Annotated in this window: 12 protein-coding genes and 1 tRNA gene; 8 read left to right on the top strand and 5 right to left on the bottom strand. The window is 44.7% G+C overall.

The window, feature by feature from the left end:
• The first annotated feature begins 146 nt into the window (after positions 1-146).
• The 5 genes from NF865_RS04190 to NF865_RS04170 all read left to right on the top strand — a co-directional run bounded on the left by NF865_RS04190 (position 147) and on the right by NF865_RS04170 (position 6,353).
• Positions 147-1,517: a TldD/PmbA family protein gene (locus NF865_RS04190; RefSeq protein ID WP_253305334.1), complete on the top strand. Its 1,371-nt coding sequence runs from the start codon at positions 147-149 to the stop codon at positions 1,515-1,517.
• A 172-nt stretch (positions 1,518-1,689) separates the two neighbouring features.
• Positions 1,690-2,787 carry an RNA-guided endonuclease InsQ/TnpB family protein gene (locus NF865_RS04185; protein WP_253305536.1) on the top strand — a complete coding sequence of 366 codons (1,098 nt, stop codon included), beginning with the start codon at positions 1,690-1,692 and terminating at the stop codon, positions 2,785-2,787.
• Positions 2,788-2,792: 5 nt separating this feature from the next.
• Complete coding sequence (locus NF865_RS04180) at positions 2,793-4,112, top strand: TldD/PmbA family protein (RefSeq protein WP_253305333.1); 1,320 nt, start codon at positions 2,793-2,795, stop codon at positions 4,110-4,112.
• Between the two features lie 51 nt (positions 4,113-4,163).
• Positions 4,164-5,228, top strand: a complete 1,065-nt coding sequence (locus tag NF865_RS04175; RefSeq protein WP_253305332.1) for a DUF512 domain-containing protein — start codon at positions 4,164-4,166, stop codon at positions 5,226-5,228.
• Positions 5,229-5,297: 69 nt separating this feature from the next.
• Entirely contained in the window at positions 5,298-6,353 is a 1,056-nt protein-coding gene (locus NF865_RS04170; protein ID WP_253305331.1) for an NOG1 family protein, read from the top strand.
• On the opposite strand, the gene NF865_RS04165 is transcribed toward NF865_RS04170, so the two are convergent.
• Both NF865_RS04165 and NF865_RS04160 read right to left on the bottom strand, forming a co-directional pair.
• Positions 6,316-7,209 (bottom strand): zinc ribbon domain-containing protein, encoded by an 894-nt coding sequence (locus NF865_RS04165; RefSeq protein ID WP_253305330.1) that lies wholly within the window; start codon positions 7,207-7,209, stop codon positions 6,316-6,318. The two genes, NF865_RS04170 and NF865_RS04165, sit on opposite strands and share 38 nt — an antisense overlap.
• Positions 7,210-7,281: 72 nt before the next feature.
• Entirely contained in the window at positions 7,282-7,674 is a 393-nt protein-coding gene (locus NF865_RS04160; protein ID WP_253305329.1) for a 30S ribosomal protein S8e, read from the bottom strand.
• 106 nt (positions 7,675-7,780) lie between these two features.
• On the opposite strand from NF865_RS04160, the gene NF865_RS04155 reads away from it, so the two are divergent.
• Entirely contained in the window at positions 7,781-8,668 is an 888-nt protein-coding gene (locus NF865_RS04155) for a hypothetical protein (RefSeq protein WP_253305328.1), read from the top strand.
• On the opposite strand, the gene pyrG is transcribed toward NF865_RS04155, so the two are convergent.
• From pyrG to NF865_RS04140, 3 genes are all read right to left on the bottom strand, one after another.
• Complete coding sequence (pyrG, locus tag NF865_RS04150; RefSeq protein WP_253305327.1) at positions 8,665-10,260, bottom strand: glutamine hydrolyzing CTP synthase; 1,596 nt, start codon at positions 10,258-10,260, stop codon at positions 8,665-8,667. The two genes, NF865_RS04155 and pyrG, sit on opposite strands and share 4 nt — an antisense overlap.
• Positions 10,261-10,382: 122 nt before the next feature.
• Complete coding sequence (locus tag NF865_RS04145) at positions 10,383-10,775, bottom strand: DUF555 domain-containing protein (protein ID WP_253305326.1); 393 nt, start codon at positions 10,773-10,775, stop codon at positions 10,383-10,385.
• A 5-nt stretch (positions 10,776-10,780) separates the two neighbouring features.
• Positions 10,781-11,068, bottom strand: a complete 288-nt coding sequence (locus NF865_RS04140; RefSeq protein ID WP_253305325.1) for a DUF357 domain-containing protein — start codon at positions 11,066-11,068, stop codon at positions 10,781-10,783.
• A gap of 316 nt (positions 11,069-11,384) precedes the next feature.
• On the opposite strand from NF865_RS04140, the gene NF865_RS04135 reads away from it, so the two are divergent.
• Positions 11,385-11,462 (top strand) — tRNA-Val (locus tag NF865_RS04135).
• A 416-nt stretch (positions 11,463-11,878) separates the two neighbouring features.
• Complete coding sequence (locus NF865_RS04130) at positions 11,879-12,724, top strand: damage-control phosphatase (protein WP_253305324.1); 846 nt, start codon at positions 11,879-11,881, stop codon at positions 12,722-12,724.
• The last annotated feature ends 3 nt before the right edge of the window (positions 12,725-12,727 follow it).

Genomic DNA, 12,727 nt, shown 5'->3' with positions numbered 1-12,727 from the left:
CCAACCCTTCTTCTCGGCTTGGTCAATTTATATTTTTCTCGTCACAATGTCTTTTTATGTGCATCTTTGCTTGAGATAATGCTTTTATAGTCTTAAAATGTTAATTTAAATGATCGTCTGAACCTTTAGATTGTGGGTGATACACAATGGAGGAGAAATTAGAAAGTGCTCTTAACTGGGCTCTTGAGAAATTTAAAGCAGAGTACATAGAGATTCGCTATGAGAACATTAGCAAGAACACTTTGGAGCTCAAAGACGGGACTTTTACAACTTTTGCTGGCAAAGGGCAAATGGGAGTTGCAATCAGGGTTCTAGCGGATGGAGCTTGGGGATTTGCATCAACAAGCAGGCTTGAGAACCTTGAAAAAGCCATAGAGAGTGCATACAAACTTGCGAAGGCAACTGCAAAAGCCAAAAAAGAAAAGATTCAGCTTGCGGAGATAAAAGCCCATCAAGACTTCGTGAAGAGCAAGATGAAAATAAAGCCCAGAGATGTTCCAATAGAGGAAAAGGTTGAGAGGCTAATGGATCTGGAAGCTCTTCTCAAAGAAGACAAAGCCATAAAATCAACTTGGCTTCGCTATGAAGACGCAAGCGGTGAAAAAATCCTCATAACAAACGAGGGCACGAAGATAAAATGGGATTTGAACTACGTATGGCAATACGTTTGGGCAACGGGTAAAGAGGGAGAGAAGCTTGCAGCTGCGAGAGATGAAGTTGGAGCAGTGGATTATGGCTGGGAGCTCTTCAAGGAGAAAGAACCAAATGAAGAAGTTGCCAAAAGGGTCATAAGAAAAGTTCACGCCCAGCTTCAGGGAGTTGCACCAAAGAGAGGAGAGTTCCCAATAGTGGCGGGTCCGATAATTGTTGGCCTTATAGCTCACGAAGCCCTTGGACATCTTGCGGAAGCAGACTTAACAATAAACTCGCCGTTTAAGGACTTAATTGGCAAGCAAATTGCTCCCGAATACGTCACCATGAGCGAGCGCATCGTTGAAGGTGGATTTGGAAATGACAAATACGATGACGAGGGTGTTCCTGTTAAGGATATTCACATCATTGAAAACGGTATCTTGAAGGAGATAATGCTCAACCGTGAATACGCCCACAAGTGGAGCATGGAGCCAAATGGCCATGCAAGGGCTGAAAATTACACCTATCCGCCGATAATAAGGATGCGCAACACGATCTTTGAGCCCGGGGACTGGAAGTTCGAGGAGATGATAGAGGACATTAAGTTTGGATACTACGTGGTTGACTTCAGAGGAGGTCAGGCGCAGCTCAACTCAGCCTTCCAGGTAGGAGTCCAAGAGGGCTACATGATAGAAAACGGTGAAATAACGAAGCCCATAAGGGACACCTCGATAAGCGGAATCGCGATTGAGGCGTTAAAGAAGATAACTGCTGTAGGAAATGATTTTGGTCTCGAAATGGGAAGATGTGGAAAGGGACAGACCGCTTTTGTCAGCTCTGGTGGTCCACACATGCGCTTTGATGGAGGAATAATAATAGGCTGACCTCCTCCCCGCCCTGAAGGGCGAGGGTTCCCACAGGGAACGCCCTTAACCGCAGTCGCCTGCGGGGCATCGGGCAGGTTGGTGTCATCGGGCACGGCCAGAGGCACCCTCACTATAAGGTTAGGCGAAAAGTATTTAAAAACTTTACGCAAAAATACAATGAGTGCGTAAGATGAAGCTCACGCTGAAGATGAAAATGAGACCACTAACAAGGAACAAAGAATGGATGTTAGAACAATCTATAGGGGCATTCAGAGCCTGTGTTAATGATTGGCTTAGTGCAATTGCACAACTCGGGGAGAAGCCTAATAGGGGCAATCTACACCGCTTCGCTTATAGGAGAATTAGGGACAAATACCCCCAACTACATAGCAATGTCGTTCAGGATGCTATGAACTTAGCAATCGAAATCCACCGCTCTTGGCTTAAGAACGGGGGGAACTTCCCAGAGTTCCACTCCGATGTTATTTATTTCAAGGGCATTGATGTCAAGATAGAAAATAACGGGCTGGTCGTCCCGCTGATGGGCAAGAGGGTTTACTTGCCTTTATACGTTCCAAAGAAATTCAAGAAGTATCTTCAATACAAGCACGGTAGGGTAATAATAAAACGCATCGGCAAGGACTGGTACGCATTTCTCTCAATTAATGTTCCAGAGAAAGAGCCAGTAAAGCCTATTGGAGCAATTGGTGTGGACTTGGGATACTACAATTTATTAGTGGCAAGCGACGAGAAGGGAAGAGAAGTTATGAGGGTTCAAGGAGATGCATTGATAAAACACAAAGAGCATTTGGAAAAACTGACTGCAAGAAGGCAACAAAGGCTTATGAAGAAGTTTGGCATTTATGCTAAGACAAATCACAAAGACAAAAAGTTTGTTAACGACCTAAACCACAAAATTGCTAAGGAGCTTGTTCTAAAGGCAAAGCAGTTAAACAGAGCGATTGTTCTGGAGAAGCTGAAAGGTCTAAAGAGGCAAAAAAGACCAAAGCAACTAAGGAAAATTTTGCACCGTTGGAGCTATGCCGACCTCATAACTAAGATAATCTACAAGGCAAAGTTGCACGGCGTACCTGTCATCTTCGTAAGCCCAAGAGGAACCTCAAAGATGTGCTCAAATTGTGGCTATTATGTTAAGGGCTTTAAAAATGAGAGGGTGTTTAAATGCCCAAAATGTGGTTTTCAACTGGATAGGGATTTGAATGCAGCAAGAAATATTGCAAAGCGGGCTTTCCTCCCCTTAGAGGCTTCCAGCTCGCAAAGGAGGTGATAAAGATGGAAGAGCTGATTCGTTTTGGAGGGAAGTTCTTCGATGAGCTTGAGATTGCCGTTTACAAGAGCAGAAGTGCAAGCGTTAACATTGAGCTCAACGAGGTTTCCACTTCAGCTTTAAGGGAGAGAGTTGTTACCGTTATCAGGGGCATTAAGGACAAAAGGCTCGGGGTTTCGATAGTTGATACTGCAGACAAAGAAAAAATCAAAGAAGCCATAGAAAGGGCATACAAGATGGCGAAACTCAACAAACCCGATGAGAAGTGGGTTTCACTCCCAGAACCAGGAAAATACAGGGAGCCGAGAAAAGTTGATAAAGAACTCAAAGAGGTTTCCCCAGACTACTTTGTAGAGCTTGCGAGAAGAGGCATAGAGCTTGCAAAGGAAGACGGAATAGTAGTAGCAGGTGGCGAAGGAGGAGCAGAATGGGGAGAAAGCTTGATAATGAATTCTCACGGAGTTAACGTGTCTCAAGAGAGTGGAGGCGCTTTCTTCTACATTGAGCTTGTTGGAATGAAAGAGGGCAGAGTAACTCCGGGTATTTTCGAGTTTGATGCAAAGCTTTCCCTCGACCTTGATGTGGAAACCGTTGTTAAAAATGCTCTGCAGAAAGTTAAGTGGGCGTTTAAGGTTGAGAAAAGCAAAACGGGAGAAGGGAAAGTAGTTATAGAACCATGGGCACTTTCGAGCCTACTATCCTATGCTCTCTTCCCAGCGTTCAGCGGAGAAAGACTCGTCAAGGGAACGACCCCGTTAGCCAACAAAATAGGAGAAAACGTCTCAAACGACCTCCTCACGATATACGATGACCCATTCCATGAGCTCAGCATAAACCCGGTGATAGCGGACGATGAAGGAGTGCCAACCAGGAAAAACGTGATAATCGAGAAAGGTGTCTTTAAAGGCTTCATCTGGGACAACTACTGGGCAAAGGTTCACGGAGTTGAAAGTACCGGGAACGGAAAGAGAAACTTGTCCACGGGTGGAATAAACATAGGCTTCCACAACGTTGTAATCGAAAACGGCAAAAGAAGTCTTGATGAGATTATAGGGGAGATAGAGCACGGCTACCTCGTGGACGGCTTCCAAGGGGCTCACTCAAGCAACCCAGACAACGGAAACTTTGCAGTTGTGGCAAACCCAGCGTTCTTGATAGAGAACGGCGAAATAAAGGGCTCCACAGTTTTCATGATGAGCGGCAACATTTACGAGCTGCTGCCAAACCTCTACGAGGTAAGCAAGGAGCAAAAAGTGTTGCCCTTCGGAGGAAGCATGGTTGTTCCGGCAATGGCATTTGAGAACGTGAGGATAGCAGGCAAGTAGGATATTTTATCCATCCAACCTTTTTTAAACCCTCTCTTTAATTTTTCAACCATGTATGAGTTAACGGAAGACTATAAGCTTAGGAAGATAACCAAGTACGAGCTCGACATGGTAGATGAGAGGGAAGACCTGCTCATAATTCCTCCATCTTCAAAAGCCGGTCCATGTGGGAATGATTGTGTTTTTTGTTACCTTGTGCAGAATCCGCCTCAGATGATATACCGCGTTTCTAAGCACGATACTCTTAATGATCCTGACCTCGAAAACAGGATAGCCTATGCGAGAAAGCACTATGATTTGTGGATAAGGGTGACTGATACTAGTGCAAACGTTTGCTTTGATGAAAAGAGGATTGAGAGTTTGCACTCAGCGGGGCTTGATGAGATTCAGATTTCTCTCCACACCACAAAGAAGGACGTAAGAATTAGGCTCATGAAAAACAGAAACGCTGGGAAGGTTATTGACCTTCTACCTAAGGTTGTGGAGAACTTTAGGGTCATAGCGGATATAATCTTAACTCCCGGCTACAACGTTTCCGATATAGGGGAAATCTTGGACGATTTGGAGGACTTTGGTGTCCATGAAGCCAGACTTTTCCCTATTGGAGTAACTAGATATTCAAGGACGAGGGCATTAACACGGGAAGAGCTTCTCTTTGTTAAGAACGTCGCTCTTGAGAAGCAGAAGGAGCTCAACCTAAAGATAGTTATCCCTCCAATATTTCAGGCTCTGCTTGGGGAATTCAAGATTCCGCTGGAGCCTTTTAATGTTGAACCTTCCCTACCGACGTATATTTTCACCGGGGAACTAGCTTATCCAGAAATCAAACGCCTCTTCCCAAAAATTAACGTCGTAATGGTCAAAAATGAATTATTCGGAGGTAATATAGGAACTGCCGGTTTATTGACAGCTCATGATGTCCTTAGAGAAGTTGAAAAGCTCCCAGAGGTTGAGCTGGGAGTGCTCCTTCTTCCGGAGGTCATGTTTTACGGAGACTTTACTTTAGACGGCTGGAAGAGAGAAGAGCTCTTCAACAAAATTTTGGTGGAAAAGGGCTATATCGTCGAGACTGCCCTTGAGCCACAGGAGATTCCAAAAATACTGGATAGGTTTTAATCAACACCTTTAAAAACCCACTGTGAAATCTACTAAAGGCGAGACAATAGGAGAGGAAAGGTGAGAGAGATGAGAAACCCATTTGAGAAAATGCCGACTATACTTCTCGCGGATGAACTCATTGACAAAGCGTTTAGGCGAGCTGAGAAAGCCGCTTCAGCCTTTAATCCAAGGGGGAGTGTGGTTAGTAAAGCGAGACAAAGAGAGGAGCTTAGAATAAGGACTGTCTCAAACGTTATTAGGGATAACCTTAGAAAAATTCTCGATAGGACACCAGGTGTTTCAACCCTTCCTCCATTCTATCAGGAGCTCTTAGATATACTGGTTGACAGGAGGATGTTTCATAAGGCTTTGGCCTCAGTAAACTGGGCAATAAAAACCATAAGAACGCTGGAAGAGAGATACGTGGAAAAGATACGGTATTCAAGAGATCCAAAGGAGATTGCAAGGCTGAGAAGGGAATTCTACGGAAGAGTAGCCAGCGTCATAAAAGACATAGCCGACAACCTTGAGTACCTCAACAAGGCTAGGGACGTTTTAAAGGACATGCCTGTGATTGACCTCGATCTCCCAACAATAGTAATAGCGGGTCATCCAAACGTCGGAAAGTCCACCCTTTTGAGAAAGCTCACAAACGCGAAGCCCGAAGTTGCCAGCTATCCTTTCACAACAAAGGGTATAAACGTCGGCCAGTTCGAGGAGCACTGGATGAAGTATCAGGTTATAGACACCCCAGGTTTGCTTGACAGGCCACTGAGCGAAAGAAACGAAATAGAAAAGCAGGCGATCTTGGCGTTAAAGCATTTGGGCAAGCTGATAATTTACATCTTTGATCCAAGTGAGTACTGTGGCTTCCCAATAGAAGAGCAGATGCACCTTTTTGAGGAAATATATGAGGAATTCGGCGAATTTCCATTCATAGTCGTACTGAACAAGATAGACATTGCAGACGAAGAAAAAATAAAGAAGATAGAAGAGTTCCTCAGAAGCAAGGGAATTGAACCACTAAGGATTTCCGCTGAAAAGGGCATTGGAATAGAAGAGCTAAAAGAAAGGGTAATAAAAATAATAAAGCCCGAAATGGAGGCTATTGCCCACAGTATGGGCAGAATTGAAGGTGAATAGGCTTCAAAGCCCCGCAGTGCTCGCACTTTTCTTTTAACTTTGCTCCACAGTTGGGGCAGTGCAGATAGTCATCCTTTATGGGGAAGCCGCAGTTGTAACACTTATCCTGGGCAATTCTCCTCTTGTAAACCCTTTCAGGCTTGAAGTACTCCCTTCTCAGGTAGTAGAGGGCTAAGAGTGTTGCAAGTGCTCCAAAGAGGCTTATGCCTATAAGCTGGACTGTGCTCCATATTGCAGAAAGGAGCAGGTAAATAAGCAGCAGCGAAGAATACGCTATCAGCGAAGACGTGTAGATGTTTCTATACCGCCTAAGGAGCAAAAGCGATACTATGAAAATCGGAATGGCAAACGAAAGCTTTAGCATAAGAACCTTAAGTCTGTATGCATTGTATGCTCTGTTGTATTCTTCGTTTGCCTTCTTCATAAGCTCTTGGATCTTTGAGTTGAGCTCCTCCAGCTTTTCGTGAGTTTGCTCATAGGCGCTCTTTGCTCCTAGATACTGGAAATAAGCTTTCTCGTAGGCTTCCTTTGCCCTCAGGTATTCGGCTTTTAGCCCCTCTGTCGCATTTCCACTTTCAAGTGCGACTCTGTACTCCTCCCTTTTGAAGAGATAAACTCTCTCCGCCTCGGTTAAATTACTCTCGGCCTTTTGATACATCTCGAAGAGCTGTCTATCAAGCTCCCTTAAGCGACTTTGATTTTCGAGAAGAGCACTTATCCCATATTTTTCTAGGTAATACTCATAATTCGGCCTCTGGGGAACGTTCTCGAGCTCCCTGAGGAAATTTATGCTCGCCAGAAGGAGAAAAATAACAAAAAGACTCGCAAGTATTTTCTCAATGCGTGAATATTCCATCGGTTACACCAAAATAAATAGGGAGTTCAAGTATATAAGGGTTTAGAGATAAGACTTTAGAAAAGAAAGAAATCAGGCATTTTCTTCCTTGATAAGAACGGCGTTTACAACGCCATCTTGGCCCGGTCTTGAGGTAACGATTGCCTTTCCAACCTCTGTCTGTATTATTGCACCCTTTGTAATGATGTTCCTTCTAACGTACTGCCTGTTGGCTGGGTTCTCAACTACGCTGAGGATTCTTACTTTCCTACCCTTTCCGTTCTCAAAGACGTTTGCGTAAACTGCCTTTACGAGCCTGACCTTCCTGTTGCCACCGTATGTTCTAATTATTTTTCTTTCTTCTTTGTCTTCAACTACCCTTGTGAAGGCTGGCTCTCTTCCGAGCTCCCTCTTCCTCTTCTTTCTTGCGAGTATAATTCTTCCACCTGAAGGCTTTTTGAGTGATCTTCCCTGCCAGATAGCCATAACTCTCACCTCATGATGATCTTAACCCTATGGGCATTTTAGAGATTTGCTTATAAATCTTTTCCCTTCCAAAACCCTTAAAACCATAACTCTTCTATCTTCCTTGGTGGTGCAGATGGGCGCTGTAAACGCTTTTGCCGGAACTATTGTCGCTATTACAAAAAATCCCAAGCTTTTGCTGATTCCACTGATGATCTCAATTATTTTGAGCCCGATTTCTGCATATCTTGTGATGGAAATGCCAACCTTTGAGAGCTTTTCTGAACTTTCGGAAAGCAGCGATGAGAGTATTATCTTTGAAGAACATGGCACTTTTTCTCAGGAAATGCTCACCGAGCTTGCAGACTTCTTCAAGTTTTTGTTGGTGTTTGTGCTCATAACATTTCTCCTCCAAGCTTTGAGCCAGTATGCCGTGATAAAAGGTGCTTTACTGGCGGAGGAAGGGAAAGAGTATTTGCTCATCGACCTAATATATGAGGGAATAATGCACGTTTTTCAAGTGTTCCTGATAACCATAATTGTTGGGATTATAGGCTCTGCAATCCTTTTACTCCCATTGTTTTTGTTCAGCGGCTTGATACTTCTCTCAGGGGGGAGTTTGGTATTACTCCTTCTCCTCATCTTGGCCGAGATAACTTTAGTCTTGTTTGTAGTAGGGGCGAGCTCAATGGCGGTGCCTATTTACGTGCTAAGCAACTCCATCAGCGCTTCTTTGGCGTGCTTTTCGCTGGCTTTCAAAAACAAACTTTCTTCCATAGCTTTTGGAGCGCTACTTACTGTGTCAAGCTTTTTCCTCTTAGCAGTCCCGGCGTCTTTCATTGGCCTTCTCTTCCTAGGAAGAACAGACTTTGTTGCGAATTTAATAGCCAATATTCTGCAGGCTCCATTCCAAGCCCTAATCCAGGCGTTATTCTCAATTGGGGGCTTGATGCTCTACCTTGAGTTTTCAAAGAGAAGAACTGAAGAAGAAGTAATAGAAGAGTTTGAAGTTTAGGCTTTTCTCTCTTTTGCCGCTCTTACCAATTCTCTGAACACCGGGGCTGGGTTCATTGGTCTTGACTTGAACTCCGGATGGAACTGAGTTGCTATGAAGTAGTGCTTATCTGGTAGCTCAAGAATTTCCATTCTTCTTTCATCGTCTCCAGCTATGCCGCTGAAAACAAGACCTGCTTTTTCAAGCTGTTTAACGTACTCTGGGTTTACCTCCCAGCGGTGCCTATGGCGTTCGTAAATGAGCTCTTTGCCATAAACCCTGTGGGCGAGGGTGCCCTTCTTTATTTTTATTGGGTACGCTCCAAGCCTCATTGTGCCACCGAGCTTGTCGAGACCTCTCTGTTCGGGCATAAGGTCAACAACTGGATACGGCGTTTGTGGGTCTATCTCTGTTGAATTTGCTCCTTCAAGACCAAGGACGTGCCTTGCGAACTCCACAACGGTTAGCTGGAAGCCAAAGCATATTCCCAAGAATGGAATGTCGTTTTCTCTCGCATATTGTATTGCCATGATCTTACCTTCACTTCCCCTCGCTCCAAATCCGCCTGGAACTATTATTCCGTGAACCCCTTCAAGGAGCTTAAACCCTTCTTTTTCTAGGTCTTCCGCTTCAATCCATCTTATCTTCACTTTCACGTCGTTGGCAACGCTTGAGTGCTTCAAGGCTTCTTTTATGCTGAGGTATGAATCGGCAAGCTTAACGTACTTTCCTACAATCGCTATCTCAACTTCTTCCTTCAGACTCTTGTACTTCCTGACCATTTCTTCCCATGCCTTTAAGTCTGGTTCCCTGTCCTCTAGCCCGAGCCTCTTGGTGAGGTATCTGCCAAGGCCTTCCCTCTCAAGGAGGAGCGGGACTTCGTAGGTGTCTTCAACGTCGTAAGCACTTATCACTGCTTCCTCAGGTACATTTGTAAACAGGCTTATCTTTTTTCTGGCCCCTTCCTCAAGCGGGTCCTCGCTTCTGGCCACTATGGCATCTGGCTGAATTCCCAGTGAACGGAGCTCTTTAACGCTGTGCTGGGTGGGCTTTGTCTTTTGTTCTCCAACAACCTTGAGCTTTGGAACGTAGGTTACGTGGACAAAAGCAACGTTGTCCCTTCCTTCTTCGAGCTGCATCTGACGTGCTGCCTCGAGGAATGGCATGCTTTCTATATCTCCCACTGTACCGCCTATTTCCACAACGACTACATCGTAGTCCTTGGCGATTCTCCTTATTCTCTCCTTTATCTCGTTAGTGATGTGGGGGATAACTTGGACGGTTGCGCCTAGGTAGTCGCCTCTTCTCTCCTTTTCTATGACGGCAGAATATACCTTCCCGGTTGTTATGTTGTGGTCGAATGTTAGGTTTGTGTTCAAAAAGCGCTCGTAGTTTCCAAGGTCGAGGTCAACTTCTCCCCCGTCGTCAAGCACAAAAACTTCTCCGTGCTGGTATGGGCTCATAGTTCCAGCGTCGTAGTTGATGTACGGGTCTATTTTGATGTTCGTCGTTTTAAAGCCTCTTGACTTCATGAGCTTTCCAAGTGAAGCACTCGTTATTCCCTTTCCAAGCCCGCTCACTACTCCACCGGTTACAAAGATGAACTTCGCCATCTCAAAACCTCCAAAAGTTATGTTGTCCCTTGCAACAAGGAAGCTTAAAAGTTTTGTTTAGAAAAAGCTAAAAACGATAAACCCCAAATTATAAATCCCGGCAAAAAACGAAAAACACAAATTCAAATGCCGTTGTTATCGTCAATCTCTACGCCTTCTTCCTCTTTTCCGTTGTGGAGCTCTTTAATCTCAAAAACCTTTAAAGGCACTTTTTTCAGAGCTTTTCCAACCACGGCTTTGGCAATTCTCTCTGCATGCTCGAGACTTTGGGCATTAAACACCTTAAGCGTTAAATAAATCCCAACCAGACCCACGCTTCCGATAACAAAAGCACTCTCAAAGGGCGAACCACACACAGGGCATTGAGAGTAGCCTATTTCAACCCTCACAAAGTCGAGCTTTTCCTTGTTTAGAGCCTTTGCCACCTTTGATACAGCAACGTTTATCGCATCATCCGGAGTTTCAACGTCTCTCACTATTATTGGAGCCTCAAGGACGACTATATAATCTCCCATCTTCCTCACCCGAACGCAAATAGTCTGTCATCTTCTCCTTTAAACACTCCAAGCCTAACTCCCGCGTCAATAAAGCCATGAGCGTAGTTCAAGGCGGCGAATGCGGTGACGTAGTCTCCTTTTTTGTAGTAGTATTCAGCGTCGCTATAGTAGCTCTTTGCCATGGTTAAAAAGTCTTGCGCTACAGAGAAGAGGAGACTTTTTTCATGGACTGCTATCTCAAGCTTCTCAAGGGCTTTTCTTGTGATTTCAAAATACTTCTTAAGTTTCTCTTCGGTGATCTCTCGCTCCACCGGTCTCGCCTCTCTTGACTGTTTTGAGACCCATATAAATCTTAGCTTTTATACCTTTTTCGGTGAATGGGTGAGTAGGTATAAGCTCTTTACTCGGGCAGGAAAGTTTGCCAAAGGGTTTAAAACGCTGGTTTTGGTGCATCTCTCTTGCTATTGGGGGATTTTTCTCTTAAAACGAGAACCTTTCTGACTGATTTTCTTGAAGAGTTGCTTTGGTTAAGAAAATAAGAGCGGCTGAGGAGATAAAGTAGGGGGAGCACTACCATAATTTTGAGCGAAAGATTTATATTTGGACTTTTACTTTAATGCTTTGGGCGGGCCCGTGGTCTAGACTGGTTATGACGCCACCCTTACGAGGTGGAGGTCCGGGGTTCGAATCCCCGCGGGCCCACCAACACAAACTTCGCCTTCGCGAAGTTTGACCAAGGTTTGTGATTCTTCTTCAAAGAGCTATTCTGGGAGGTTTGTACTTTTGAGGTGATTTGGATGGCAGAATTCTCCTTAAAGGATGTTATGAAAAAGGGCTTTCTCTTTGAATAGCTTGTAGCTGAAGTGAGAACTTCTTAAATTGCCTTGGAGTAACGAGCTTAAGGTCAAATCGATGCCCAAAAGGTGTCAAAAGTGGGGGGACCCTGTGTCTAAGCTTGTCTTGAGTTGTTCTCCTCCCTAAAGTGAACATTATTTGGTTAAAATCTCCCACTGTGGGCACTCAAGGGGGAGCTACAAACTTTAATGGGACTGCCTTTGCAGAGGTTCTCTGCTTGCGCAAAAGCAATAAACCCCTATGCGGTGCTAAGTGTGGTGGTGATTATGAAGATTCACTATGAGTGCTTTGCCTGCGTTGCGAACCAGTGTCAGAGAATAGTTGAAATGGCTACCGAGGATATAGAGCTTAGAAAAAAGGGCATCATAGAAGCCGCTAGACTAATGAGCTCCATCAGTGAAAATTCAATTCCAGCGATCTTTGGGAGCGAGGTATTTTTAGGCGTTTACAGAACAGTTGGGAATTATGACCCATTCAGAAAATACAAAGAGCTCTCCAACAAGCTTGCAGAGGAAATCGTAAAGGATTTCGAAGATGTGGAGCTTAAAGAAGCCATCAAGCTTGCCATCATAGGGAACGTGGTGGATTTTGCCGTTGGCTATTCTCCCGAGGAGCTGGAGGACGATGTGAGGGCAATGATGAAGGAACAGCTTTACATAGATGAATCGGAGGAACTGCTTAAGGAACTTTCAATGGCTAAAAGGCTTCTCTATCTTACGGACAATTGCGGCGAGATATACTTCGACTTGTTGTTCCTTAAAAAGCTCAGGGAGACATTTCCCCACCTTGAAATCTACATCGCGGCTAAAGATGGCCCTATAATAAACGACGCTACAGTTGAAGACTTAAAAAAAGTTGGCTTCGAGGAAGTCGGCAAGGTAATCTCGACGGGAACGCGCATCGTGGGAGTTCCTTTTGGTTTGGTCTCGAAGGAGTTCATGGAGGTCTTTGAGAAAGCGGACGTGATAATAGCGAAAGGACAGGGGAACTTTGAGACCCTCAGCGAGAGGAAAGATAGAAGGGTTTTCTACCTTCTAAAGGCCAAGTGCAGGCCGATAGCCAGGGAACTCAACCTGCCTCAGGGGAGCTTGCTTTGCATTCGGGCTCGTTAGTGC

The sequence above is a fragment of the Thermococcus aggregans genome (assembly GCF_024022995.1).
GTDB classification, from domain to species: Archaea; Methanobacteriota_B; Thermococci; order Thermococcales; family Thermococcaceae; genus Thermococcus_A; species Thermococcus_A aggregans.
The sequence above is the reverse complement of the archived record's forward strand: the minus strand, read 5'-3'. Positions and strand labels throughout refer to the sequence as shown.

Excerpts from the sequence above, each read along its gene's own strand:
- NF865_RS04190 (WP_253305334.1), top strand. The coding sequence starts at position 147 with ATGGAGGAGAAATTAGAAAGTGCTCTTAACTGGGCTCTTGAGAAATTT.
- NF865_RS04185 (WP_253305536.1), top strand. The coding sequence starts at position 1,690 with ATGAAGCTCACGCTGAAGATGAAAATGAGACCACTAACAAGGAACAAA.
- NF865_RS04180 (WP_253305333.1), top strand. The coding sequence starts at position 2,793 with ATGGAAGAGCTGATTCGTTTTGGAGGGAAGTTCTTCGATGAGCTTGAG.
- NF865_RS04175 (WP_253305332.1), top strand. The coding sequence starts at position 4,164 with ATGTATGAGTTAACGGAAGACTATAAGCTTAGGAAGATAACCAAGTAC.
- NF865_RS04170 (WP_253305331.1), top strand. The coding sequence starts at position 5,298 with ATGAGAAACCCATTTGAGAAAATGCCGACTATACTTCTCGCGGATGAA.
- NF865_RS04165 (WP_253305330.1), bottom strand. The coding sequence starts at position 7,209 with ATGGAATATTCACGCATTGAGAAAATACTTGCGAGTCTTTTTGTTATT.
- NF865_RS04160 (WP_253305329.1), bottom strand. The coding sequence starts at position 7,674 with ATGGCTATCTGGCAGGGAAGATCACTCAAAAAGCCTTCAGGTGGAAGA.
- pyrG (WP_253305327.1), bottom strand. The coding sequence starts at position 10,260 with ATGGCGAAGTTCATCTTTGTAACCGGTGGAGTAGTGAGCGGGCTTGGA.
- NF865_RS04145 (WP_253305326.1), bottom strand. The coding sequence starts at position 10,775 with ATGGGAGATTATATAGTCGTCCTTGAGGCTCCAATAATAGTGAGAGAC.
- NF865_RS04130 (WP_253305324.1), top strand. The coding sequence starts at position 11,879 with ATGAAGATTCACTATGAGTGCTTTGCCTGCGTTGCGAACCAGTGTCAG.